The sequence below is a fragment of the Mycolicibacterium setense genome (assembly GCF_000805385.1).
GTDB classification, from domain to species: domain Bacteria; phylum Actinomycetota; class Actinomycetes; order Mycobacteriales; family Mycobacteriaceae; genus Mycobacterium; species Mycobacterium setense.
Genome location: NZ_JTJW01000010.1, coordinates 365848 through 391058 on the forward strand (window position 1 = coordinate 365848; position 25211 = coordinate 391058).

Genomic DNA, 25211 nt, shown 5'->3' on the forward strand with positions numbered 1-25211 from the left:
GTTGCTTTCCGATGTACGATAACCACACTCTTGATAAGGCGTCGGACCCTCCGACGACCACCTGGGTTATGCGCATAAGCCCTGCGCACAAGTAGACCGACGGATTGGAGCGATCCTATGGCGTCAGCCGCACCGGAGACCGTCGCAAACCGCTACGCCGGCAGACGGGTCGAACGGGTGGAGGACACCCGGTTGCTCACCGGACGCGGTACGTACGTCGACGACATCACGCGACCCGGCATGCTCCACGCCTGCTTCGTCCGCAGTCCCTATGCGCACGCCAGGTTCAGCGTCATCAATGCCGCTGCAGCCCTGGCGCTTCCCGGCGTGCACGCCGTGCTCACCGCCGCCGACCTCAACCCGGAGGTCAGAGAGGCCTGGCACGCCGTCGCGGGCAAGGACGTACCCGACACCCCGCGCCCGCCGCTGGCCGAGGGCGAGGTGAAGTTCGTCGGCGATCCGGTGGCCCTTGTCATCGCCGCGAACCGCTACATCGCCGAAGACGCAGTGGACCTTGTCGACGTCGACTACGAGCCGCTGCCCGCGATCGCCGACTTCCGCCAGGCACTCACTTCCGAGGTGTCCGTCCACGAGGCCTTCAGCGACAACAATGCCGGCGGCATGGCCGGAATGCCGCCCGATGAGGAAGTCTTCGGGTCCGCGCCGCATGTGGTGAAAGAGCACATCTACCAACAGATGCACGTCCCGGTGCCGATCGAGACCCGGGGCATGGTCACCGAATGGTCGGCAACCTCGGGCGAGCTGACCATTTGGGCGTCTACCCAGACCCCGCACGAACTGAGGGCCTTCGCCGCGCGCCTGCTCGGCATCCCGGCCCAGCACGTGCGGGTCATCATGCGCGACACCGGCGGCGGGTTCGGCCAGAAGGTCGTTCCGATGCGCGAGGACATGTGCATCATGCTGGCCGCACGGCACGTGCCGGGTGCGCTGAAGTGGATCGAGGACCGCCGGGAGAACCTGATGTCGGCCGGTCAGTCCCGCCACGTGGACGGCGACGTGCGCATGGCATTCGACGATGACGGCAACATTCTCGCCGCCGACATCGACTTCATCCAGGATGTCGGCGCGTACCCGACGCCGTATCCGGTGCTGACGACCGCGGCGATCGGCATGTTCTTCCCCGGCCCGTACCGGGTGCCCAAGGCCAGCTTCAATTACAAGACGGTGTTCTCCAACACCGCCGGCCTGCACGCCTACCGTGGCCCGTGGCAGTACGAAACCCTCACGCGCGAAATACTTCTCGACATCGGCGCCCGCATGATGGGCATGGATCCGGTGGATCTGAGGCGCAAGAACCTGTTGCGCCGCGACGAGATGCCCTACTTCAACCCCAACGGCATGCCGTATGACCATGTGGCCCCGATCGAGACGTTCGAGCAGGCCGTCAAGATCCTCGATCACGAGGGCTTCCGCAAGGAGCAGGCCGAGGCGCTGGCTCAGGGGCGCTATCTGGGGCTGGGTTTCTCGGCCTACATCGAGCCGACCGGCGCGGCCACCGGCCACCTCGCGAGCGAGGGCTGCACCATCCGGATGGAGCCGACCGGCAAGATCAATGTGTACGTCAACGGCGGGTCCACCGGAAACAGCTTGGAAACCACCGTCATCCAGCTCACCGCCGACGCGCTCGGTGCCGACATCGACGATGTCGCGACCATTCAGGGCGACACCGCGGTGACGCCTTACGGCGCGGGCACCCAGGGCAGCCGCAGTGCCCCGATGACCGCGGGTGCGGTCAACGAGGCGGGCACCATCCTGCGCACACAACTGGTGGCGATGGCAGCGGCACGACTCGAGGTCGAGGAGTCCGAGATCGAGCTCGGAGGCTCGAAAGCGGTCGCGCGCAACAATCCCGAGAAGAGCGTGAGCTTCGCCGATCTGGCGTACCGCGCCCACTACGAGCCCCAGATGCTGCCGCCGGGAATGTCGGCCAACCTGGAGGCCACCGCGCGCTACACCGCACCGCCGACCGCCCCGATCCACTGGGCCAACGCCACCCACGCCTGCACCTGTGAGGTCGACGTGGTCACCGGGCACGTCACGCTCACCCGCTACATCGTCAGCGAGGATGTCGGCCCGATGATCAACCCCAACGTGGTCGAGGGTCAGATCGCCGGCGGCACCGTCCAGGGCATCGGCGGGGCGCTGCTGGAGAAGCTGTCCTACGATGACGCCGGAAACCCTTTGTCCTCAACCTTTGTCGACTATCTGCTGCCCACGGCCACCGAGGTGCCGGTGATCGAGTACGGCCACGTCGAGATCCCCGGCCCCGGCGTCGGCGGCTACAAGGGTGCGGGCGAGGGCGGGGCCATCGGCTCCACGCCCGCCGTCATCAACGCCGTCAACGACGCGCTGGCGCCGCTCGGGGTCACTCTCACCACACTGCCCGCCACCCCGGCGGCCATCGTCGAGGCCATCGAGCGGGCGCAGCAAACCAGCTCGCAGGAACCATCAAGAAGGGATCACTGATCGTGGAGCTCAACAACGAATTCCGGGTCGCGGTACCTGCGGCGAAAACCTGGGAGGTGCTCACTGACGTCGAACGCGTGGCGCCGTGCCTGCCCGGCGCCACGCTGCTGAGCGTCGACGGTGATGATTTCACCGGTGCCGTCAAGGTGAAGGTCGGTCCGATCACGGTGTCCTACAAGGGCGATGCCACGTTCCAGGAAAAGGACGTGGCCGCCCAGCGCGTGGTCCTCAAGGCCAACGGCAAGGAGACCCGCGGCAACGGCACCGCCTCGGCCATCGTGACGGCCCAGCTGAAAGACGAGGGCGACTCGACGACCGTGGTGGTCACCACGGATCTGGCGATCTCCGGCAAGGCCGCTCAGTTCGGCCGCGGTGTGTTGGCCGACGTGTCCGGCAGCCTGATCGACCAGTTCGCCCGCAGCTTGGAGGCCGAACTGCTCGGCAGTTCGCGGGCAGCGGCCGAGACCGGCACCGCCACAACACCTGACGCACCGCAGGAGGCCGCTCCGATCAACGCGCTCGCCCTGGCCAAGGTGATGGCGGTGCCGATGGCCAAGCGGTTCGCCCCGGCCATCGGCGCGGCCGCCGCCGCGGGCGTGCTCGGCTTCCTCATCGGCCGGGCCGGCCGCAAGAGCCGCAGACACACCGTGCTGACACCCGAGGACCTGCAGGCCGCCCTGCTGCGGTTGGTGTCATGAAGCCGGCCCCCTTCGCGTATCACCGGCCCGCCACGATCTCCGAGGCGGTGGCCATGCTGGGCGAGTACGGCGAAGACGCCAAGATCCTGGCCGGCGGTCAGAGCCTGGTGCCGATGCTCGCCATGCGACTGACGCACTTCGAGAACCTCATCGACATCTCGCGGCTGTCCGAGCTGAACGACATTGCCCTGCAGGGCAACGAGGTTCGGATCGGCGCGGCCACCCCGCATGCCATGGTGGGCCTGGACGACGAGATCGCCGATTCGGTGCCGCTGCTCACCCTGGCCACCCCGCACATCGGGCATTTCCAGATCCGCAGCCGCGGCACCCTCGGTGGTGCGATCGCGCACGCCGACCCGGCCGCCGAGTACGCAGCCGTCGCATTGGCCCTCGACGCAACGATCGAGGCGACGTCGGCACGCGGCACCCGCCAGATTCCGGCAACGGAGTTCTTCACCGGGCTGTGGGAAACGTCGCTGGCCGCCGACGAGATCCTCACCGCGGTGCGCTTCCCGGTGGCCTCGGGCCGGAGCGGCTTCGGCATTGCCGAATTCGCCCGTCGCCATGGCGATTTCGCGATAGCCGGCGCTGTCGTCGGTTTCGAACTCGACGAAGATGACCGAATTACCCACTGCGGTATCGGCCTGCTCGGGCTGGGCTCAACCCCGTTGCGGGCCACCCCGGCCGAGGCGGCGTTGATCGGCACCCCGATCGGCGGCCTCACCGCCGACGAGATCGGGCAGCTGGCGGTGTCCGAGCTCACCGACATTCCTTCCGATCTGCAGGGCACCGCGTCATACCGGGCGCGGGTCGGGGCCGCCATGGTCTCCAGAGCCTGGACCCAGGCAACCACGCACGCCGAGGAGGCTCTCAATGCATGAACTGCCGGTTGCGGTTTCGGTCAACGGGCGGGACTACCAGGGTGTGGTCGAGCCCCGCGTCACGCTGGCTGATTTCCTGCGGGACAACTGTGGTCTGACCGGTACCCACCTCGGCTGCGAGCACGGTGCCTGCGGCGCCTGCACGGTCCTGCTGGACGGGCAGGCGGTCAGGTCATGTCTGGTGTTCGCCGTCCAGGTGGACGGCCAGGAGGTGACCACGGTCGAGGGCATCGCCGGCCCGGACGGTCAGCTTTCCCCGGTTCAGTCCGCGCTCAAGGAGTGCCATGGGCTGCAATGCGGCTTCTGCACACCGGGATTCGTCACCTCGATCACCGCGATGCTGCGGGACAACCCGAACCCCAGCGACGAGGAGATCCGCGAGGGGCTTTCGGGCAACTTCTGCCGCTGCACCGGATACCAGGGAATTGTCAACGCCGTGCACCGGGCCTGCGAACACGCGGAGACCGACGCGGGGCTCAAGCCTCTAGCTCAGCAATGACTTTCGCGATCCGGCGGGCCCGGGTGTCCGCGGCCTTGGCTGCCTGCACCGAAGTGACATGGGCCTTCTGCTTGCTGTAGGAGAGGCGGTCCCACTTCGCCGCAGCGCCCGGTGACTCCTCCAGTGCGGCCCGTAGGTCATCGGGGACCTCCACGGTGCGCGGCTCGGTGTCAACGGTCAGGTCGACATCGATGGCATCGCCGCCGCCGATCCCCGACTCGTTGCGGCGCTCGGCGCTGAACGGAATCAGGAACTTGCCGCCCATCGGCGCGATCGTCGACCGGTATCGGTAACCGTTCACGTCGACCACCACGGCCGGGCGCTTCCCCGCCGCCAGCGCGTCGACCACGTCGGCGGGAACCTCGATACCGGTGTTGTTGGCGTCCTGGAACATCGTCGTCGAGAACTTCATCAACCCTCCCTCCGCCAAACGTAGCCGGTAAGAGTGGAGGTATGAAGATCGGATTCATCGGCCTGGGCAACATGGGCGCGGCAATGGCCGCCAACCTGCTCAAGGCCGGACACGAGGTCACCGCGTACAACCGCTCCCCCGGCAAGGTCGCCGAGTTGGCCGCCCAGGGTGCGCGACCGGCGGCCTCGGTGTCCGAGGCTTGTCATCGCGACGTCGTCGTGACCATGCTCGCCGACGACGCCGCGGTTGCGGCCGTGACATTCGGGGATCACGGCGTGGTCGCCTCGCTACCCGCAGGCGCCGTCCACGTCTCGTCATCGACCATCAGCGTCGCCCTCGCCCAGCGGTTGGCCCAGGCCCACGGCGAGGCCGGCCAGGGTTTCGTCGCCGCCCCGGTGTTCGGCAGGCCCGAGGCCGCCGCGGCCGCCAAGCTTTTCGTCGTGGCGGCCGGCGCCCCGGCGGTCGTCGAGACGGTGACACCGCTTTTCGATGCGATCGGGCAGCGCACATTCGTCCTCGGCCACGATCCTCAGGCCGCGAACCTCGTCAAGATCAGCGGCAACTTCCTGATCGCCTCGGTGATCGAATCCCTCGGTGAGGCAATGGCTCTGGTGGGCAAGGCCGGCGTGGACAAACAGCAGTACCTGGAGTTGTTGACCTCGACACTGTTCGACGCGCCGGTGTACCACACCTACGGCGGGTTGCTGGCCCGTGAGGAGTTCAGCCCGGCGGGTTTCGCCGCCCCACTCGGCCTCAAGGACGTCAAGCTGGCGCTGAGCGCGGGCGAGGAGCTACAGGTGCCCCTGCCGGTTGCGAGCCTGCTGCGCGACCGTTTCCTCACGCTGCTGGCCACCGGCGGCGGCGAATTGGACTGGTCGGCGATCGGTGCGCTCAGCGCGTGGGAGGCCGGAGGTGCCGGACCTGCCTAGGAACGCGACAACGCTGAAGATTGCGGTCACCTGGTGACTGCAATCTTCAGCTCAACGTCGAACGCGAAAGCTAATCGGCAGCGACGACGCCGCGCAGGCCGTCGGCGCCGTACAGCGGTTCCAGCATTCCCGAGATGTCGGGTCCGCGCCGCAGAGCATGCCCGCCGTCGACACCGATGGCCTGACCGGTGATCCAGCCCGCGGCGTCGCTGAGGAGGAACACCGCCAGGTTGGCGATGTCCTCGACCTCACCGAAGCGCGGCATCGGCGTGCAGGCCTCGTAGTCGTCACGGGCGGCCGGGAGTTCGAAGACAGGGCCGACCATCTCGGTGCGGGTCAAGCCTGGCCGGATGCTGTTGAACCGCACCGAGGAAGGCCCGAGCTCGTCGGCGGCCAGTTTGAGCAGATGGTCGAACGCCGCTTTGCTCACGCCGTACGCACCGAACCATCGGTGGGTGTTGCTCGACGCGATCGAGGAGATGCCGACGAACGATCCGCCGCCACCACGGACCATCTCCCGGCCCGCGTGCTTGATCAGGTACATCGTGCCGTTGACGTTCAGGTCGACGGTCTGGCGCCACAATTCGGAGTCGATCTGCGTGATCGGACCGATGGTCAACGACCCGCCGGCGCTGTGCACCACACCGTGCAGCTGGCCGTGCCAGGCCGTGGCAGCGTCGACCGCGTGGCGGACCTCGTCCTCGTTGGTGACGTCGGCGGGCTCGTAGCGCACCGATCCTGGCCCCTGCGCACCCAGTTCGTCGGCAGCCGCGCTGAGCTTGTCGGCATTGCGCCCGATCAGCATGGCGTTACCGCCTGCGGCGACGATGGCAGCCGCGGCACCCTTCCCGATGCCGCTACCGCCACCGGTGACCAGGTAGGTGCGATCCTTCAACGACAGTTCCATGTGTCCCATCCTTATGGTGTATCGCGCTGTGCGGGCTTCGGTTTGCCGAGGGTGCGCCAATCCGGCACATCCGGCGGCATGCCGACGGGCCAGCGGTTCTCGTTGACCGATGCCCAGTGCGCATGCCCGAGTTCGTGAATGTGGAAAGCATGGCGCAGCGCCTCGGTGAAGCCCATCGCGTCGCTGGCCGCGTTGACCGAATCCTTGACCAACAGGGCCGCCATCGTCGGCCGCTCGGCGATGCGCCGGGCGAATTCGAGTGTCTTGTCTTCGAGTTCGTCGCGCGCGAAGATCTTGGACACCATCCCCAGCCGGTAGGCCTCGTCGGCGTCGATCGAATCACCGGTCAGCAGAAGCTCTTTGGCCTTGCGGGCACCGAACTCCCACGGGTGGGCGTAGTACTCGACGCCCGGCATCCCCATCCGCACGCCGACGACGTCGCTGAACTTGGCGTCGTCGGCCGCGACGATCAGGTCGCAGGCCCAGATGAGCATCAGGGCAGCCGAGATGGCGTTGCCCTGCACCTGGGCGATGGTGATCTTGCGCAGGTCACGCCACCGCCGGGTGTTCTCGAAGTAGAAGTGCCACTCCTGCAGGTAGGTGCGCTCGGTGACTCCGGCTGCGGTGGCGCCATGTGAGCGGAATGTCGGGTGCTGCGTCGGGCCAGGTTCACGCTCGGCCAGAGCTTCCTCGGAACCGAGGTCGTGGCCCGCCGAGAAGTTCTTGCCGCGCGCGCCCAGGATCACCACGCGGACCGCATCATCGGCCTCGGCCCGGCCGAACGCCTCGTCGAGTTGCACCAGAAGTGTCCGCGACTGGGCGTTCTGCGCATCCGGACGGTTCAGCCAGATCCGGGCGATGCGTCCGTCGTCGAGTGTTTCGTATTCGACCTGGCGGGCTGCGTCGGCACTGACCATTTCGGACCACCTCTTAGGCAGGGTAAGTAAGTTACGAACTGCACATTACGTGTATCAAGTAACCGGGCTCACACCGGGATCACAGCTAATGCGCAGGCGCTTCACAGCGGGCGGACCGATATGGTCCGCCCCCGCCATCTGTGCGGCCATTTTGCCTTGTAGAGAGTATTATGTCGATACACGACAGGACCACTCACACTCGTCGCCGCACCACAGCGGCGAGACGCTCAGCAAACATCTAGAGACCCTCGAGAGAAAGCACGACATGGCTGCATCCCTGCTTGTCACCCGCCGCTTCGTCGTCGCGGCAGGCATTGCCACGGCCATCGCCTCAGCCCCCGCTCTGGCGGTCCTGACTACTTCGTCTCAGGTGCTGGCCTCCTGCCCCAACGGCGAGACCGAGGACATCTACACCGGAGTGTGCGTTCCGGACCTCGTGCCCAACTCCCCTGAGTTCACCTCCGCCCCGAACCAGTTGCCCCAGCTCGACGGGATTCCGTGCACCGGCGGCAATTCCGGCCAGTGCATCGGCCTGGCCGAGGAACAGCAATCCGAGGGCCCGCAACCAGTTCCGCAGTCGACCGTCGGCAGCAGCCCGACCGTGACCGGCCACATCGGCTGATCCAGCCGCACCGCAGAGACCGCACAGTAAACCCTCAGCGGGCCTAGACTGTTGAGGTGAGATCGCGTGTCGCGCCCGCCGTGCTGTCCATCGTGGGCGCCGGTTGTGCACTGTCCCTGTGGCTGAGTCCGCCGGTCGCCCAGGCGGCGTGCACCTCGGGTGAGCAAGAGGACGTCTACACGACCACGTGCACGCCTTTTCTGGTTCCGAATTCGCCGTCCCCGTTCACCGGGATCCCCGGCAACCCCGATCTGCCCGCGGTGGCTCTGCCCGGCGGAGGCGGGGCGATCCCGTGCACGGGCCACAACGCCGGCGAGTGCATCGGACTGGCAGAAGAGGACGAGGCCGAAGGGCCTCAACCCATTCCACGTTCGACGATCAGCTCCAGCCCATAGCACTCACAGCCAACCCGTAGATCTGATGCAGATCTCTCACAGCGTCCATACAATTCCCCCAACACAACAATCGAATACCTAGAGAAAGCGTGACGATGGCGACCTTCCCGATCTCGATGCGACGACTGATCTTTGCCGGCGGGTTTGCGGTCGCCGCAGCCACCGCGCCGGCGATCGCGGCCTTCGCCGTACCCATGTCCTCCGGCCCGGCGGTCGCCTGCCCGACGGGCGAAGAAGAAGACCTCTACACCAACATGTGCGTCCCGCACACCGTGCCGAACTCCCCCGGCAACTTCAGCAGCATCCCCGGCAACCCCAACCTGCCCGCAGTGAACGAGCCCGGTGGTGGCGGCTCGATCCCCTGCACCGGCGCCAATACCGGCCAGTGCATCGGCCTGGCCGAGGAAGCACAGTCACAGGGGCCGCAGCCGGTGCCGGAGTCGAGCGTCGGCAGCAGCCCGACCGTGCACGGTTCCATCGGCTGATGGCGTGGGGCGGCCGGGGTTCTCCCGGTCGCCTACAGTTGTGTCATGCCTGCGAAAACTGAGACCGCCGAGATCGACGACGTAGAGCCGCTCGCCGACAGCACCGCCCGCCAGGCGCGTCGCGTCGTCGCCACCTACGCGACCGACGCCGACGAGTGCCGGATGTTCCTTTCCATGCTCGGCATTGGGCCCTCGAAAACCGAGGCGTAAATGAGTCCGGAGGGCGGCCCCAAAGCCGCCTCCGGTAACTCCGACTTTGTCGTGGTGGCCAATCGGCTCCCCATCGACATGGAGCGGTTGCCGGATGGCAGCACAACCTGGAAGCGCAGCCCCGGTGGGCTGGTGACCGCACTGGAACCGCTGCTGCGTAAACGCCGCGGCGCCTGGATCGGCTGGGCCGGTGTCCCCGACAGCGGCGAAGAGCCGATCCTGGAAGACGGCGTGCAGCTGTATCCGGTGGAACTGTCCGCGCAGGATGTCGCGGACTACTACGAGGGGTTCTCGAACGCGACCCTGTGGCCGCTGTATCACGACCTCATCGTCAAACCGGTGTACCACCGCAAGTGGTGGGACAGCTACGTCGACGTGAACCGTCGTTTCGCCGAGGCGACGGCCCGGGCCGCCGCGCCTGGCGCCACTGTCTGGATTCAGGATTACCAGCTACAGCTCGTGCCCAAGATGCTGCGCATGCTGCGGCCCGACGTCACCATCGGTTTCTTCCTGCACATCCCGTTCCCGCCCGTCGAACTGTTCATGCAGATGCCGTGGCGCACCGAAATCGTCGAAGGCCTGCTCGGAGCTGACCTGGTCGGATTCCACCTTGCCGGAGGCGCCCAGAACTTCCTGGTCTTGTCGCGCCGCCTGGTCGGGGCCAACACGTCGCGCGCCTCGATCGGCGTCCGCTCACGCTTCGGCGAGGTCTCCTACGGCTTCCGCACCGTCACGGTCGGTGCCTTCCCCATCTCGATCGACTCCGCCGATCTGGACGCGAAGGCACGTAACCGGGCGATTCGGCAACGTGCCCGGCAGATCCGCGCAGAGCTCGGCGACCCACGCAAGATCCTGCTCGGCGTCGACCGGCTCGACTACACCAAGGGCATCGACGTCCGCCTGCGTGCGTTCACCGAACTGCTCGAAGAGGACCGCATCAAACGCGACGACACGGTGCTGGTCCAACTGGCGACACCGAGCCGCGAGCGGGTCGAGAGCTACATCGCGATGCGCGAGGACATCGAACGCCAGGTCGGGCACATCAACGGTGAATACGGTGAGGTCGGGCATCCGCTGGTGCACTACCTGCACCGGCCGGTGCCGCGGGACGAACTCATCGCGTTCTTCGTCGCTGCCGACGTCATGCTGGTCACCCCGCTGCGCGACGGGATGAACCTGGTCGCCAAGGAGTACGTGGCCTGTCGCAGCGACCTCGGCGGCGCCCTGGTGCTGTCTGAGTTCACGGGCGCGGCAGCCGAGCTGCGCCAGGCCTACCTGACCAACCCGCACGATCTCGAGGGTGTCAAGGACGCGATCGAAGCCGCGCTGACGCAGAGCCCCGAGGAGGGCAAGCGCCGGATGCGGGCGCTGCGACGCCAGGTGCTGGCCCACGATGTGGACCGCTGGGCCCGCGCGTTTCTCGACGCGTTGGCCAACGCGAAAACAGCTTGAGCGTTGGCCAACGCGAAATCAGCCTGAGCGGTGGCTCCGTCAGCCTGAGTGCCGGCTAGATGTACTGACCTGAGAGGTTAGGTACGCGGGTGGCCGGTGGTTGGCCGCCGAGTGCGGTGTGGCCGCGGTGGTGATTGTAGTTGTGTAACCATCTGGGGTATTCGGCGCAGCGTTCGGTGTCGGTGGTGTAGAGCCGGGCGTAGGCCCATTCATCGGCCAGGGTGCGGTGGAAGCGTTCGACCTTGCCGTTGGTCTGGGGCCGATACGGTCGGGTTCGGCGGTGTTGAATCGGGCCTAGCGCTTCTTTGAAGGCATGCGATCGGTAGCAGGAACCGTTGTCGGTCAATACTTTTCGTACGGTGATGCCGCATTCGGTAAACCATGCGTGTGCCCGCGACCAGAAAGCCGCAGCGGTGTCTTTGCGTTCGTCAGTGAGTATCTCGCTGTAGGCCAATCGTGAGTGGCTGTCGATGGCGGTGTGCAGAAAGTGGTAGCCAATCGCGGGGTGTCGTGAGGTTTTTCGCAGTGAGCGGTGGGCTTGGGAATGACGCCTGCCCGTCGAGCGACCCAGCAGTCGCCAGCCTCCACCGTCGGGGATCTTGCCCAGTTTCTTGACGTCGACATGGACCAGATCGCCACACCGCTGGGGTTCTATCCGGCGTACGACCAGGCCCGTGGGTCGGTCGAGCCAGCGCAGTTTGGCCAGGCCGTAGCGGGTCAGCACGCGATGGACTGTCGAGGGATGCAACCCAAGCAGATAACCGATGCGGGCAGGCCCCCACCGACGAATGACCCGGACTTTGATGATGCGCCGTTCGGTCCGGGTCGGAGTCTGGTTTGGACTGCGGTGCGGTCGTGAGCTGCGATCGACCATTCCGGCCTCGCCGAGCTCGCGATAGCGGCCGGCCCAGCGGGCCGCCGTGGTCACCGCGACCTGGAATCGTTCCGCGGCGCGCCGAAGCGGCCAACCGTCATCAACGACGCATCGGGCCAGGCGCAGACGCCCGGTTTCTGACAAAGGGGCATTACGGTGGGACACGAAGACCTCCGAAGTGAGTTGGTGCGTTCCTAGACAGCTCGCACTTCACTCGGAGGTCTTCGTTATGTCACCACGCCACGCCGTACCTAACCTCTCAGGTCAGTACAGCTAGATCGGATTGATCGCATTGATCAACCAGTCCCCGTCGACCTTGCGGTAGTCCACGCGAAGCCGGCTGCCGTCATACAGCGGCTGGCGAGTCTGGTCGGTCACCGTGCGATTCATGTACACCAGCACCGATCCCGATTCGCGTTCCGCGGTCATCACGCCGACGCCGACGACACTGATCTGGACCACCAGCTGGCGCTTGCGTGCCTCGGGGATCACCTTGGCGGTGGCGTCCTGCTGGAACTTCTGCCGGAAGTCCGGGGCCAGCAGCGGATAGATTTCCGTCAGGCTGCGTTCGACTGTCTGATAGTCGTAGCCGAACACCTTCGGGATCTGATCGGCCGCGACCGCGGGCAACGCGGCCCGGGTGGCCTCCTGGCCATGTTGCACCACGCGGTTCCAGTACAGCGAGCCACCGATTCCGGCTGCCGCGACGAAGACCACGGCCAAGACACCGATCAGCAGGGCAGTGAGTTTGGAGCGCATCAGTTTCCACCGTCGGGGTACTTGAGGTCGTATCCGGTCATGTGCCCGTTGTCGTCCTCGTGCACGATCACCCGCAACCGGTAGGGCCTGGTCGGTGAATTGACGCCGTCCATGTCGGCGACTGTCACCCGGACCGCCACCAGCACCGACGCGTTTCCGGCGATCTCGTCGACCTTCTCCAGCGCGGCACCGTTCACCACGGCTTCCGAGCTGGCCTGGGTGTCGCGGAACAGTGCCTTGAGGTTGTCGGCGTTGTTCCCCTGGCTCATCATGTCGCGCAGCGGGCCGCTGGTGCCGTCGATGAAGCGGCTGACGCTCTCATCGATGGTGTCCTGCGTGTAGGTGAACATGTTGATCACGGTCTGCTTGCCGGTGTCGACGAATCGTTCGTCGCGGGCCTGCACGGCGTCCACACTTTGTTGCTGATCGCGCATGACGTAGGCCAGCGTGCCCAGCGCCGCAGTCCCCACACCCAGCACGAGGACCGCCACCAGCGCCACCAGACTGCGGTGAGCCCGCCGCCGCGGCGGCGCCTTCAGCGGTGTCAGCTTGGGCGCCTTGGGCGCCGAAGTGGCCGGTGAATCGACCACGACGGCGGTTGTGGTCACCTCTGCGGCGGTCGCGGCCCCGGTCGGGCCGGCCGCCCTGGACGCGCGCCTACGCGGCCTCGGATTCGAGGCCGTTTCTTCGGTCATCAAGCCTGCCTTGGATCCAGCATCAGGTCTACCCAGGTCTCCGCGGGATGCAGATTGTCGGCGCCGGCGGCATACACACCGGTGCCTCCGTCGGCGTCAGCGAAGACCCCACTGTGCTGATCGTAGGTGCCCGTCATGGGAGCGCTGGCCAGAGGTGGTGCCTCGGCCGGCAACGGTGCGTCCGGAGCCGGTGCGGGCGCTTCCGGAGCCGGAGCCGGCTCGGGTGCTCCCGGGGGCGTCCGCCCGTACGGCGGCACGAGCTGGTCCGGCGGCGCGAAGTACGGCCACGGCGGCGGCGGGGTGCCCGGCTTGTTCGGCGGCACCGGCAGCGGGAACGGTGCGTGCGGCGCGGGCCCCGGGCCCGGCTCGACACCCGGCGGCAACTGCACCACCGGCGGCCCCGGATCCGGATCGACCTGCGGCGGGATCATCGGGAACTTGTTGGGCGGCAGGATGTTGCGCCCGTCCTCGATCGGCGTGCCGTACGGCACCGGCGGACCGCGCCAGGGGTTGGTGCCCACCGGGATGTAGCCGTTCGGATCGCGGCACAGCTGGACGGTGGGGGCTCGCTTGCCCGGGAACTCCTGGCACGGGTAGTTGCGGGCGCCACGCACCACGGCCGGGTCGTTCTGCGCGGTCTTGCAGTACATGTCGGTCGGCAGGTCCCGCAGGGTCAGATCGGCCGGGGAGCGGGTCTGGGTGGGCGGAAGGAATCCCGTGAGACACGGCGGCGCATCGCCGAGGTCGACCTTGAAGTCCAGCTTGCCGCCCTCGTCGACGGGCACACCGCCGGCCACCGTGTTCAGTGCGGCCATCAGGGCCGGGAAGATCACCAGCGCCTGCTCGAGCGACTTGCTGTAGATCACGCCGATCCGGCCGAAGTTGGCCAGGTTCGCCGCGAGCACGGGGAACGTCGGGCGGATTCCGCTGAACGCGGTGTTGGCCGCCTCGGTGGCGCCGGGAACGGTCTTGAGGGTGGTGCGCAGCTGCGGGTCAGCCTTGTTCACCTCTCCGGTGAACCGGGCGAGCCCGTCGGCCAGCGACCGGATGTTGTCACCGCTGCGCATCTGCGCTTCCAGGAACGGCCCGGCCTGGTCGATCAGCTGGGTGGTCTCGCCGGAACTGGCGTTGGCCTCTTCGATCAGCAGGCGCGAGGATTCGATGAGCCGCGCCAGTTCGGGCCCGGAGCCGTTGAATGCCTTGAACGTCTCGCGCAGCAGATCCTGCAATCGGCTGTTACCGATGCTGCTCACCAGCGCGTCGGCCTCGTGCAGCATGCCGGCGATGTCCTGGCCGACCCGGGTGTTCTGCTGGTCGATGGTCGCACCGTTGCGCAGCTTGTCGGTTGACGGTGACTCCGGCGGAATCAGATCGATGTACTGCTCGCCGACGGCCGAGACGCTTTTCACCGTGGCGGTGACGTTGTTCGGGATCGTCGTGCTGCTGTTCAGCTGCATCCTGGCGACCACACCATCGGGCGCCAGGCCCACCGAATCCACCCGGCCGACCGTCACACCGCGGTAGGTGACGTTGGCGTTCTCGTAGATGCCGCCGCCGGCGACGAAGTTGGCGTTGACGTGATACGTGCCGATACCGACGGCAGCAGGTAGATGCAGATAGAACAGCGAAATCGCACCGACGGTGAGGACGGTGACGATCCCGAAGATCATCAACTGCATGCGGGTCAGCCGGTCGATCATCTACGGCTTCTCCTCGTGCTGGGTGGCAGTTCCGGCGGGAATCTTGAACGGGTCGGCCGCCTGTCCCGACAGGTTGGCCATCTCCCCGGTCAGCCAATCCGGCGGATTGATGACCTCATCGAGGTGCTTCATGTTCGGGTCGAATCCACCCGTGGTGAAAATCGACTCGCCGAACCGGCGCAGCGTGAGGTCGAAGGTGACGAACACGTTGAGGTAATCGCCGCGGACCGCGTTGCGCAGGTACTTGTAGTGGAACGGGAAGGTCGGCAGGAACTCCAGGTCCTTGATGAAATCGTCGGCATTGTCGTTGAACGCCTTGATCACCGGGTAGAGATCCTTGATGTCTTCCGCGAAATCGTCCTTGGTCTCGGACAGGATCCGCGAACCCACCTCGGCGAAACCGCGCAGCGCGGTGAACGCCTCGACCATGTTGGCGCGGTTCTCGTTGAGCACCTTGAGTGCCCCGGGCAGGGTGTCCAACGTGCGGCCCAGGTTGTCCTTGCTTCGGGCCAGGATCGACGCGAAGCGGTTCAGGCCGTCGGCTGCGGCGATGATGTCATTGGTCTGCTGATCCAGAGATGCGGTCAGCTCCGCCAGACGCGGGATCAGCTCGGCGAAGCTTCCGGCCCGGCCGGCCACCGCGGCGTAGGCCTCATCGGTGATGTCCTGCAGCGCACCGAGATTGCCCTTGTTCACCACCATGCCGAGCGAGGACAGCACCTCTTCGGTGGTCGGGTAGCGGCTGGTCTGCGACAGCGCGATGTTGGAGCCCTCGCGCAACTGCCCCTCTGACGGTTCGTCGACCGGCTCGGCCAGCTGGACGTGCTGAGAACCCAGGAGCGACGTCTGAGCAACGCGCGCAACGGCATTCGCCGGGAGCTTGACGCCACCGTCGATCGACAGCTGCACGGCCGCGTAGAAAGTCCCGTCCGGACGCTGCACGGCGTCCAGGCCGGACACACTGCCGACGGTGACGTCGTCGACCATCACCGGAGAGTTCTGCGGCAGGGTCGCCACATCGGGCAACTGCACGGTCACGGTGTAGGAACCCGATCCGTGCCCGGCGGTCCCCGGCATGTTGAGTGAGTTCAGTCCGCCGAACTGGCAGCCGGCCAGCAGCATCGCGCCACTGCCGATCGCCAGCGTGCGTCCGCCGAGCCGGGATGCCTTACCCCTCAATGCTTTACCCCTCGTCATCCGCCGGCTCCTGCCTCAGCAGGAGCAGGTGCAGGCGCGGGTCCGGCGGCGGGCCCCGGCGCGGGACCGACCCCTGTTCCGGGTGCGGGTGCGGGTGCATCCGGCGGCAGGATCAGCGAACTCAGCGTCGCGTCATGCGGGATCTGCGGCGGCGTCACACCCGGGTTGTTCTGCCACTGCAGGTACGGCACCGGAGTCTCCGACTTCGCTTCCGTCTCGGGGGTGTCGTAGATGATCTGCCCCTTGTAGGCGGTGATGCTGTTGACCGGGTGGAACAGCACCGGCGGGTAGTTCATCGTGATGCGGCGCAGCACCGGCCCCATCCGCTGCCTGCAGATCTCGGCGCGCTTGTAGTTGTCCGGGTTGGCGCCGATGTCGAAGGTGCCACCACAGATGAACTGCGTCGGGTTGGCGAAGTTGGGCAGTGACAGCAGACCGCCGACGGTGCCCTGGGCCGGGTTGTAGATGTTGTAGAAGTTGGCCAGACCGTTGGGCGTGACGTGCAGGATCTGCTCGATGTCGTCACTGTGATCGGTCATGATCTGGGTGAAGTCCGCGAGCTTGCCCACCTGGGCGATCAGCGCGTCGTTGTTCTCGTTGAGGAAGCCACGCACATCGCTCAGCGCCTGATTCAACGTGCCCAGGGTCTGGTCGAGACCGTTGGAGCTGTCGGCCAGTACCTGCGACACCGAGGCCACGTGATTGGTGAACTGCACGATCTGTTCGTTGCTGTTGGACAACGCGTTGACGAGGACCTGCAGGTTCTTCACCGTGCCGAACAGGTCGGTGCGGGAATCGCCCAACCGGCCTGCGGTCTGGGACAACTCACGCAGCGCGTTGCGGAACGAATCGCCGTTGCCGTCGAACGTGGTGGCCGCTTGATCGACGAACTGCGCGATCGGACCCTGGACCGAGTCGGCCTGCGGCCCGAGCTGTGAACTGAGCTGGGTCAGTTGCTCTTTGACCTCGTCCCACTCGACGGGCACGCCGGTGCGGTCGAGTCCGATCGACGCGCCGTCGGCCATCACGTCGCCTTCGGTGTAGGCCGGTGTCAGCTGAATGAACCTGGCCGACACGAGGTTCGGCGAAAGGATCAACGCCTTGGCATTGGCCGGGACCTTGATGCCGCGGTCGAGGGTCATCTCGATCTTGACGTCCGAGGGCCTCGGCTCGATCGAATCGATCGTGCCCACCGGCACGCCGACGATCCGCACCTCGTCGCCGGGGTACAACCCGACAGCATTGGTGAAGTACGCCGTGAGTTTGGGACCGGTCCGCGACGGCCACACCTGGTAGACGCCGACGGCCAGCGTCACCAGCAGCAGTGCCGCAAGCGCGATGCGTATCCAGCGGCTGCGGCTGGACACCGAATTATCTTGTGTCATGGCGATTTCGGCCTAATGATCGTGCGTTCGGAGATGTATCCACGCAGCATGTCAGCGAGGCTGTCAGGCAGCTTCCCTGGCTGGAAGTAGGTATCGAGCAGCACCTCGGACATCGACGCCGGCGGCAGACCGTACAGGTTGATGTTGAAGCCCGGACCGTTGCCGACCACCTCGGCGAGTGTGGTCGCGTAGGGCGGCAGCCGCCTCAGCGCCTCGCCGATGTGCTCTTTGCGCTCCAACAGGTTGTCCATCACCAGGTTGAGCTTTTCGAGCGCCGGCTTGAACTCCTTGCGGTTGTCCGCGACGAATCCGGAGAGTTGCCGGGACACATCGTCGATACCGGCGATCAGATTGCTCAGCGCCTGCCTGCGCTCGTCGAGTGCGGCGAACAGTTGGTTGCCATCGGTGACCAGTTGGTTGACCTGGCCGGCCCGCGCAGCCAGCAGATCCGACACCCGCTTGGCATGGGTCAACAATCCCTCGAGGGCCTCATCGCGCTTGTTGATGCTGCGCGACAGGTTGGCCACGCCGTCGAGCGCACCCCGCAACTGCGGCGTCGCATCGCGGAGCGTGTCGGTCAACGTCTGGAGGGCCTGCTCGAACTTCGGCTTGTCCAGCTCGCTGACATTCTGGCCGAGATCCTGCAGGGCCGTATTGAGCGTGTAGGGAGTCGTGGTGCGCCCCAACGGGATCACCGTCGAGGTCCCGCTGCCCTTCGGTGTGACCGAGAGCGACTTCTGCCCGAGCACGGTTTCGGTCTTGATCGCCACCAGTGACTGATCGCCAATCTTGATGTTGCGATCCACGGTGAAGCTGACCTTGGCGGTGTCACCGGCCAGCGCCACCCCGGTGACCTTGCCGACCGCGATGCCGGAGACGTTGACGTCGTTGCCGGGGTCGATCCCGCCGGCATCGCTGAAATATGCCTCGTACTTCTTGCCCTGCGGGAAGAAGGGAAGCCCGCTGTAGCCGAAGGACACCAGCACCACACATGCCACCAGAGCGATCCCGAAGATCCCGGTGCGTAGCGCTGTGTCGCCGTGCTTAGCCATTCTCCGAACACCTCCCCTTGGACGGGTCCGGCGGGCCGCCGAACGGAATCAGAATGTCGCTGCCTGCCGGACCGTTGACCTTCATCCGGATCGAGCAGTAATAGATGTTGAAGAACGAGCCGTAGGCGCCGAGTCCGTTGAGCCGCAGGTAGTTCTCGGCCAGCGGTTCGATGACCTTGTTGACGTCGGCCTTGCGTTCGTCGAGGCGTTGGGCCAGCGGACGCGCATTCTCGATGACGGCCTGCAGCGGGCGACGCGACTGTTCGAGCATGTCGGTCAGATCGTTCTCGGCCGAGGCCAGCGGTGCGATGGCGCCGGCGATCGGGTCGCGCCCCTCGGCCAGGCCGGTGATCAGCTTCTGCAGCTCGTCGACGCTGGAGTCGAACTGCGCGCCCTTCTCGTCCACGGTGCCCAACACGGTGTTCAGGTTGGTGATCACGTCGCCGATCAACTGGTCGCGGGCGGCCAGGTTCTGGGTGAATGCGCTCGTGCTGGTCAGCATGTTGGCCAGCGCTCCGCCCTGGCCCTGCAGCATCTCGATGATCGCGTTGGAGATCTCGTTGACCTTGTTGCCGTCAAGGCCTTTCATCACCGGGCGCAAGCCGCCCAGCAGTGCGTCGAGATCCAGTGCCGGCTGGGTGTTCTGCTGCGGGATGGTCGCACCCGGGGCCAGCTTGCGCAGCTCGCCCGGGCCGGAGGTGATCTCCAGATACCGGTCGCCGACCAGGTTTTCGTAGCGCACCTTGGCTTGGCTCGACGTGTAGAGCTGGTAGCGCTTGTTGACGTCGAATGCCACATCGACGGTGTTGTCCGGATTGAGCTTGACCGCGTTGACCGTGCCGACCGGCACACCGGCGATGCGGACGTCCTGGCCCGCCTTCAACCGCGAGGCCTGGCTGAACGTGGCGTGATAGCCGTTCTCCGAGGCGAACCGGAATTCGCCGAACACCACGACCAGCATCCCCGCCACCAACAGCATCGCGATGGTGAAGATGCTGACTTTGAGCATGGTCCGGTCAGGACGTGCACCCGCGGCCATCAGAACCGGTCCCTTTCCGCGAACGCGCCGTTGAACAAGAACTGAAGTGTCGCCGGGGCGTCGAACTGCACCTCGGTGTTTGGCTGGAACGGCACATAGGCGTTGTCGGTCACCAGGAACGGCGCGTGGTACCAGCTACCGCCGAACTGCTTGGACGGGATATCCGGCAAGCCACGGCAGTTGGGGCCGCCCGAGGCGTTCACGATCGGCAGGCTCTCCGGATAGGTGTACGCCGGAGCGCCGGGCAGGAAGTTCGACGACACGAACAGACCGGGCCGGATGCCACCGATGATCGGCGCGAAACGGTCGACACCGATCGACACACCTTTCAGCACGCAGCCGAACTCCGGCGAGTAGTCGCTGGCCACCTTCAGCGGGGCCCGCAGTCGCTGGATCGCGGCGATGTAGTCGTCGGCGGCGGGCTGCAGGGTCGCGGTGCCGTTGTTGGCCAGACCGGTCGCGGCCAACAGCGTGGCGTTGAGGTTGGTCTTCTCGTCGACGATCGTCTTGTTCAGGGCAGGCACGTTGTCGACGATGGTGGCCAGGTCCGGCCCGGCGTCGCCGTAAATGTTGGCGACGGCGGCGGCCTTGGCGAAGTCGTCCTGCAGCGTCGGCAGCTTCGGATTGATCTGTGCCAGGTACCCGTTGAGTCCGGTCAGGGCCGCGCCCAGGTCGTCTCCGTGACCGCGCAGACCCTCGCCGAGGGCGGTCAGGGTGGCGTTCAGGCTGACCGGGTCGATCTTGTTGAGCACGTCCGACAGCGTCTGGAACAGAGTGTTGACCTCGAGCTGCACGTCCTTGGCGGCCACGGTGCTGCCCGGGCGCAGCGATGTCGGCTGCGGCTCTGCGGGCGGCTGGAACTCCACCGACTTCGCACCGAAGATCGTGTTGCCCGCGATCCGCACGGTGGCGTTCGACGGGATGTAGCGCATCTCGCCGCGCCTGATCGACAGCGTCAGCTTGGCGTCGCTGCCGGCGTACTCGATGTTGGTGACCTTGCCGATCTGGATGCCCCGGTACTTCACCTTGGCGTCGCGTTCCATCACCAGGCCGGCCCGCGGCGCGGTGAGACTGACGGTGTCAGTCGGCGTGAAGGCAGCTGTGTAGGACAGGTAGGTGAAGACCACGGCGGCGGCCACGATCGCCGCCAGGATCGCGGCGGCGATCCTGACATGGCGACGGTGTTTCGAGCTTGCCTCTGTCATAGATATTCCTGCCACCTAACCGGAAAGGTTGAAGTTGCCGGACGCGCCGTAGACGGCCAGGGAGATGAACAGGGTGATGGTGACGACGACGATCAGCGAGGTGCGCACGGCCTGACCGACCGCGATCCCCACGCCCACCGGGCCGCCGGAGGCGTTGTAGCCGTAGTAGGTGTGCACCAGCATCACCGCGATGGCCATCACGATTGCCTGCAAGAACGACCACAGCAGGTCACTCGGTATCAGGAAGGTATTGAAGTAGTGGTCGTACAGGCCCGCCGACTGCCCGTTGATGAACACCGTGGTGAACCTCGCGGCGAAGAACGCTGCCAGCACCGACAGTGAGTACAGCGGCACGATAGCGATCAGGCCGGCGAGCAGTCGGGTGGACACGAGGTAGGACACCGCATGTACCGCCATCGCTTCGACGGCGTCGATCTCCTCGGCCACTCGCATGGCGCCCAGCTGGGCGGTGGCACCCGCGCCGATCGTGGCGGCCAGGGCGATACCGGCGATCACCGGCGCCACGATGCGCACGTTGAGGAAGGCCGACAGGAAGCCGGTCAGGGCCTCGATGCCGATGTTGCCGAGTGACGAATAGCCCTGCACCGCAATCACACCGCCGGAGGCAAGGGTGAGGAAGGCCGCGACGCCGACGGTGCCGCCGATCATCACCAGGGCGCCCGCGCCCATGGTCATCTCGGCTACCAGCCGGATGGTCTCCTTGCGGTAGCGGTTGATCGCGTTGGGCAGGTACCGCATGGTCTCGCCGTAAAACAGTGCCTGTTCGCCGACGTTGTCGACGGCCTTGGGCACGCCGCGGAACAGGCGGCGGAAGCGGAGTGTGGCGTCATAGCTCATCGAACAAGCACCCGCACCCCGATTGCCGTCATGATCACATTGATCACGAACAGGCAGATGAAGGCGTAGACCACCGTTTCGTTCACTGCGTTACCGACACCCTTCGGGCCTCCTTTGACGGTCAAGCCGCGGTAGCACCCGACCAGGCCGGCCACCACACCGAACAGCAGTGCCTTGATCTCGGCCAGTACGAGCTCGCCGAGGCCGGTCAGCACGGTAAGGCCGTTGATGAACGAACCCGGGTTCACCCCCTGCAGGAACACGGAGAAGACATAGCCGCCGGCCAGGCCGATGGCGCAGACCAGGCCGTTGAGCAGCAGCGCGACGAAGGTCGAGGCCAGCACGCGGGGTACGACCAGACGCTGGATCGGGTCGATGCCCAGTACCCGCATGGCGTCGATCTCTTCGCGGATGGTGCGGGCGCCGAGATCGGCGCAGATCGCGGTGGCACCCGCGCCGGCGACGACCAGCACGGTGACCACGGGACCCAGCTGGGTGATGGTGCCGAAGGCGGTGCCTGCGCCGGACAGGTCGGCGGCACCGATCTCGCGGAGCAGGATGTTGAGCGTGAACGCGACCAGAACCGTGAACGGGATGGCGACCAACAAGGTCGGCACCAGCGAGACCCGGGCGATCATCCAGGTCTGATCCAGAAACTCTTTGAACTGGAACGGTCGACGGAACATCTTGGCGAAGGTGTCCAAGGACATCTCGACGAAGCCGCCCACGGCCCGGGCCGGAACCGCAAGCTGTTCGATCAACCTGGGCTCCGTTCTCGGGGTACTCGGATGGGAAAAATTTCGCGGAAACTCGTGTTAGCGAAAGCTTGACGGCCACGTGTCGTGGTCGCTCTCCCACCCCTTGGTCTTACGGTGCTCTTAGTGAGCCGGATCATACTAACTAGAACACGTTCGCACTGTCAAAGAATTCAAAATGCTCATGTCGGACGCTATTTCCGCTGATCAGAGCGCGCCGAACCGAACCCAGATTGGAACACGTTCTACTACTTTCGAGCGACGGTCAACGAGACCGTCAGTCTCGTGAATCCATCAGCTCAGTGGCCGAGAATCCACGCCCCAGGTCACGATCAGCAAAGTAATCGTGCAGTGCCCCGCTGAGGTCGGCCGGGTTCCAGGCATCGGAATCCGCAGTGAAATGCTTCTCCGCTGTGGGCGGCGCGACCAACGTGACAGTTGGACCATAGACGATGAACAGCTGCGCGTTGACGGCTTCGGACGCGGGCGCGGCGAGGAATCGGACGAGTGTGACGACATGGTCGGTCGAGAGCGGATCGACCTGTCCGTCCGGGGTGTCAGGCGCATCGCCGAACACGCCTGCGGTCATGGCCGTGCGGGCCCGCGGCGCGATCGCGTTGGCCCGGACACCGAAGCGCTCGAGGGCACGGGCCGCCGACACCGTCAGGGCGGTGATGCCCGCCTTGGCGGCGCCGTAGTTGGGCTGACCGACCGGACCGGACAGTCCGGCTTCCGACGACGTGTTGATGATCCGGCCGTAGACCGTCCCATCCCCCGCCTTGGCCTTGTTGCGCCAGTAGACGGCAGCGTTGCGGGTCAAGAGGAAGTGGCCGCGCAGGTGCACTGCGATGACGGCGTCCCACTCTTCGTCGCTCATGTTGAACAGGATCCGGTCGCGGGTGATGCCCGCGTTGTTGACCACGATGTCCAGGCCGCCGAGGCCGTCGGCGGTGGCGACCAGCTCATCGGCGGTCGAGCGCGCGCTGATATCGCCGGCGACCGCGACACCCTTGGAGCCGGCAGCCGCGATCTCGTCGAGGACGTCAGAGGCATCCAGCGCACCTGCCATGTCGTTGACCACCACGGTGGCCCCGGCCTTGGCCAGGCCGATGGCTTCGGCGCGGCCCAGGCCCGCGGCCGCACCGGTGACCACGGCCACCTTTCCGGACAGATCGATCTGGGCGTCGGTTGTCATTTCGCTCCTCGCGTGCGCTTCATCGTTTCCGCGCATCGCGTGCGCGGGACATTTTTATGAATGCCTCTAGTCTTTTCGGATCAGGGCAGCCCGGGGGCATTCGGCGACGGACTGCTCGGCCAGATCCTCCTGGTCGGCAGGCACCGGATCGGCCTTGACCACGGCGTAGTCGTCGTCATCAAGATCGAACAAATCGGGGGCAATACCCACGCAGACCGCATTGCCTTCGCAGCGATCACGGTCAACTTCTACTCGCATGGCGACCTCCTCACGACGTGTGCACGCACGGGGCTGCGTGCGCGCAGCCACAGAATACGACCACACCTGACGGATACCAGCCCGACACCGGCCTGGATCCTAAGACTAGAACGTGTTACAACCAGGTGAGAACTAAGGTCTATCAAGCAGTGAGGATGCAGCGCAATGCGGATCGGTTACACCCCCGAGCAGGAGGAGCTGCGCCGCGAGTTGCGCGCGTACTTCTCCAAGTTGATGACGCCCGAACGGGTCGAGGCCCTCAGCTCCTCCGAGGGCGAGATGGGACGTGGCACCGTCTACCGCGACACCGTCGCGCAGATGGGCAAGGACGGCTGGCTGACCCTGAGCTGGCCCAAGGAGTTCGGCGGCCAGGAGCGCCCGCCGATGGACGGGCTGATCTTCACCGACGAGGCCGCGATCGCGGGCGCCCCGGTGCCGTTCCTGACCATCAACAGCGTCGCGCCGACGATCATGCACTACGGCACCGAGGAGCAGAAGAAGTTCTTCCTGCCCAAGATCGCCGCGGGCGAGCTGCACTTCTCGATCGGCTACTCCGAGCCCGGCGCCGGCACTGACCTGGCCGCCCTGCGCACGACTGCCGTGCGCGACGGCGACGACTACGTGGTCAACGGCCAGAAGATGTGGACGTCGCTGATCGCGTACGCCGACTATGTGTGGCTGGCCGTCCGCACCAACCCCGAGGCCAAGAAGCACCGCGGTATCTCGATGCTGATCATGCCGACGACGGCCGAGGGCTTCTCCTGGACGCCGGTGCACACCATGTCGGGCGTGGACACCAGCGCCACCTACTACCAGGACGTGCGCATCCCGGCCACCAACCTGGTCGGCGAGGAGAACGCCGGCTGGAAGCTGGTGACCAACCAGCTCAACCACGAGCGCGTCGCACTGGTGTCGTCACAGCCGATCTATGTCGCGCTGGACGGAGTCCGCGAGTGGGCCCAGAACACCAAGGACGTTCACGGCAAGCGGCTCATCGACTCCGAGTGGGTGCAGCTCAACCTGGCCCGGGTGCACGCCAAGGCCGAAGTGCTCAAGCTGATCAACTGGGAGCTGGCCTCTGCGGACGGCGCACCGTCTCCGGCTGATGCCTCGGCCGCCAAGGTGTACGGCACCGAACTGGCCACCGAGGCCTACCGCCTGCTGATGGAGGTGCTGGGCACCGCGGCGACGCTGCGCCCGGACAGCAGGGGCGCGCTGCTGCGTGGCCGCATCGAGCGGTTCCACCGGTCGGCGCTGATCCTGACGTTCGGCGGCGGCACCAACGAGATTCAGCGTGACATCATCGGCATGGTCGCGCTCGGCCTGCCCCGAGTGAACCGGTAAG

At 66.1% G+C, this 25211-nt stretch carries 27 protein-coding genes; 11 read left to right on the forward strand and 16 right to left on the reverse strand.

Going from position 1 to position 25211, the window contains the following annotated elements:
- Positions 1-117 precede the first annotated feature (117 nt).
- From QQ25_RS27095 to QQ25_RS27110, 4 genes are read left to right on the forward strand one after another with little or no spacing between them, the layout of a single operon-like run.
- The gene (locus QQ25_RS27095; protein WP_039382143.1) at positions 118-2487 is read left to right on the forward strand and encodes a xanthine dehydrogenase family protein molybdopterin-binding subunit; all 2370 of its coding nucleotides are present in this window, start codon (positions 118-120) and stop codon (positions 2485-2487) included.
- A 2-nt stretch (positions 2488-2489) separates the two neighbouring features.
- The gene (locus QQ25_RS27100; protein ID WP_039325361.1) at positions 2490-3185 is read left to right on the forward strand and encodes an SRPBCC family protein; all 696 of its coding nucleotides are present in this window, start codon (positions 2490-2492) and stop codon (positions 3183-3185) included.
- On the forward strand, positions 3182-4066 hold the full coding sequence (locus QQ25_RS27105; protein WP_039325363.1) for an FAD binding domain-containing protein: 885 nt from the start codon (positions 3182-3184) through the stop codon (positions 4064-4066). Before QQ25_RS27100 ends, QQ25_RS27105 begins: the two co-directional genes overlap by 4 nt.
- Positions 4059-4565 carry a (2Fe-2S)-binding protein gene (locus tag QQ25_RS27110; protein ID WP_039382144.1) on the forward strand — a complete coding sequence of 169 codons (507 nt, stop codon included), beginning with the start codon at positions 4059-4061 and terminating at the stop codon, positions 4563-4565. The genes QQ25_RS27105 and QQ25_RS27110 overlap by 8 nt, the downstream gene beginning before the upstream one ends.
- Here the strand turns inward: QQ25_RS27110 and QQ25_RS27115 are convergent.
- A complete protein-coding gene (locus tag QQ25_RS27115) occupies positions 4543-4977 on the reverse strand; it encodes a YdeI/OmpD-associated family protein (RefSeq protein WP_039382146.1) in 435 nt (144 codons plus the stop codon). The two genes, QQ25_RS27110 and QQ25_RS27115, sit on opposite strands and share 23 nt — an antisense overlap.
- Positions 4978-5018: 41 nt before the next feature.
- Here QQ25_RS27115 and QQ25_RS27120 point away from each other — a divergent pair, with 41 nt between their 5' ends.
- Positions 5019-5906, forward strand: coding sequence for an NAD(P)-dependent oxidoreductase (locus QQ25_RS27120; RefSeq protein ID WP_039382148.1), 888 nt, complete (start codon positions 5019-5021; stop codon positions 5904-5906).
- Positions 5907-5976: 70 nt separating this feature from the next.
- On the opposite strand, the gene QQ25_RS27125 is transcribed toward QQ25_RS27120, so the two are convergent.
- Together QQ25_RS27125 and QQ25_RS27130 are read right to left on the reverse strand one after the other, a co-directional pair.
- Complete coding sequence (locus QQ25_RS27125; RefSeq protein WP_039325391.1) at positions 5977-6813, reverse strand: SDR family oxidoreductase; 837 nt, start codon at positions 6811-6813, stop codon at positions 5977-5979.
- A gap of 11 nt (positions 6814-6824) precedes the next feature.
- Positions 6825-7730, reverse strand: coding sequence for an enoyl-CoA hydratase (locus QQ25_RS27130; protein ID WP_052236101.1), 906 nt, complete (start codon positions 7728-7730; stop codon positions 6825-6827).
- A 265-nt stretch (positions 7731-7995) separates the two neighbouring features.
- On the opposite strand from QQ25_RS27130, the gene QQ25_RS27135 reads away from it, so the two are divergent.
- The 5 genes from QQ25_RS27135 to QQ25_RS27150 all read left to right on the forward strand — a co-directional run bounded on the left by QQ25_RS27135 (position 7996) and on the right by QQ25_RS27150 (position 10894).
- Complete coding sequence (locus QQ25_RS27135; protein ID WP_039382150.1) at positions 7996-8352, forward strand: hypothetical protein; 357 nt, start codon at positions 7996-7998, stop codon at positions 8350-8352.
- Between the two features lie 56 nt (positions 8353-8408).
- On the forward strand, positions 8409-8747 hold the full coding sequence (locus tag QQ25_RS27140) for a hypothetical protein (RefSeq protein WP_201774272.1): 339 nt from the start codon (positions 8409-8411) through the stop codon (positions 8745-8747).
- 95 nt (positions 8748-8842) lie between these two features.
- On the forward strand, positions 8843-9232 hold the full coding sequence (locus tag QQ25_RS27145; protein ID WP_082017705.1) for an intersectin-EH binding protein Ibp1: 390 nt from the start codon (positions 8843-8845) through the stop codon (positions 9230-9232).
- Positions 9233-9277: 45 nt separating this feature from the next.
- Positions 9278-9442 (forward strand): hypothetical protein, encoded by a 165-nt coding sequence (locus QQ25_RS30695; RefSeq protein WP_101906446.1) that lies wholly within the window; start codon positions 9278-9280, stop codon positions 9440-9442.
- Complete coding sequence (locus QQ25_RS27150; protein ID WP_039382154.1) at positions 9443-10894, forward strand: alpha,alpha-trehalose-phosphate synthase (UDP-forming); 1452 nt, start codon at positions 9443-9445, stop codon at positions 10892-10894. It abuts the gene before it with no gap.
- A 55-nt stretch (positions 10895-10949) separates the two neighbouring features.
- Here the strand turns inward: QQ25_RS27150 and QQ25_RS27155 are convergent, their stop codons facing one another.
- From QQ25_RS27155 to QQ25_RS27215, 13 genes are all read right to left on the reverse strand, one after another.
- Entirely contained in the window at positions 10950-11933 is a 984-nt protein-coding gene (locus QQ25_RS27155; protein WP_039382156.1) for an IS481 family transposase, read from the reverse strand.
- A 108-nt stretch (positions 11934-12041) separates the two neighbouring features.
- Positions 12042-12527, reverse strand: coding sequence for a mammalian cell entry protein (locus QQ25_RS27160; RefSeq protein WP_039382158.1), 486 nt, complete (start codon positions 12525-12527; stop codon positions 12042-12044).
- Complete coding sequence (locus QQ25_RS27165) at positions 12527-13222, reverse strand: Rv1363c family protein (RefSeq protein WP_039382159.1); 696 nt, start codon at positions 13220-13222, stop codon at positions 12527-12529. The genes QQ25_RS27160 and QQ25_RS27165 overlap by 1 nt, the downstream gene beginning before the upstream one ends.
- On the reverse strand, positions 13222-14922 hold the full coding sequence (locus tag QQ25_RS27170; protein ID WP_039382162.1) for an MCE family protein: 1701 nt from the start codon (positions 14920-14922) through the stop codon (positions 13222-13224). The genes QQ25_RS27165 and QQ25_RS27170 overlap by 1 nt, the downstream gene beginning before the upstream one ends.
- On the reverse strand, positions 14923-16119 hold the full coding sequence (locus QQ25_RS27175) for an MCE family protein (RefSeq protein WP_052236102.1): 1197 nt from the start codon (positions 16117-16119) through the stop codon (positions 14923-14925).
- On the reverse strand, positions 16116-17504 hold the full coding sequence (locus tag QQ25_RS27180) for an MCE family protein (protein WP_039325412.1): 1389 nt from the start codon (positions 17502-17504) through the stop codon (positions 16116-16118). The genes QQ25_RS27175 and QQ25_RS27180 overlap by 4 nt, the downstream gene beginning before the upstream one ends.
- Positions 17501-18556 carry a virulence factor Mce family protein gene (locus QQ25_RS27185; RefSeq protein ID WP_039325413.1) on the reverse strand — a complete coding sequence of 352 codons (1056 nt, stop codon included), beginning with the start codon at positions 18554-18556 and terminating at the stop codon, positions 17501-17503. The genes QQ25_RS27180 and QQ25_RS27185 overlap by 4 nt, the downstream gene beginning before the upstream one ends.
- Entirely contained in the window at positions 18549-19595 is a 1047-nt protein-coding gene (locus QQ25_RS27190; protein ID WP_039325415.1) for an MCE family protein, read from the reverse strand. The genes QQ25_RS27185 and QQ25_RS27190 overlap by 8 nt, the downstream gene beginning before the upstream one ends.
- On the reverse strand, positions 19595-20800 hold the full coding sequence (locus tag QQ25_RS27195; RefSeq protein WP_039325417.1) for an MCE family protein: 1206 nt from the start codon (positions 20798-20800) through the stop codon (positions 19595-19597). The genes QQ25_RS27190 and QQ25_RS27195 overlap by 1 nt, the downstream gene beginning before the upstream one ends.
- A 15-nt stretch (positions 20801-20815) precedes the next feature.
- Complete coding sequence (locus QQ25_RS27200) at positions 20816-21658, reverse strand: MlaE family ABC transporter permease (RefSeq protein ID WP_039325419.1); 843 nt, start codon at positions 21656-21658, stop codon at positions 20816-20818.
- Entirely contained in the window at positions 21655-22419 is a 765-nt protein-coding gene (locus QQ25_RS27205; protein WP_003879810.1) for an MlaE family ABC transporter permease, read from the reverse strand. Before QQ25_RS27205 ends, QQ25_RS27200 begins: the two co-directional genes overlap by 4 nt.
- 271 nt (positions 22420-22690) lie before the next feature.
- Positions 22691-23608 carry a 3-oxoacyl-ACP reductase gene (locus QQ25_RS27210; protein ID WP_039382165.1) on the reverse strand — a complete coding sequence of 306 codons (918 nt, stop codon included), beginning with the start codon at positions 23606-23608 and terminating at the stop codon, positions 22691-22693.
- Positions 23609-23674: 66 nt separating this feature from the next.
- Complete coding sequence (locus QQ25_RS27215; protein ID WP_024453769.1) at positions 23675-23866, reverse strand: ferredoxin; 192 nt, start codon at positions 23864-23866, stop codon at positions 23675-23677.
- 165 nt (positions 23867-24031) lie between these two features.
- Here QQ25_RS27215 and QQ25_RS27220 point away from each other — a divergent pair, with 165 nt between their 5' ends.
- On the forward strand, positions 24032-25210 hold the full coding sequence (locus tag QQ25_RS27220) for an acyl-CoA dehydrogenase family protein (protein WP_039325427.1): 1179 nt from the start codon (positions 24032-24034) through the stop codon (positions 25208-25210).
- Position 25211 lies beyond the last annotated feature (1 nt).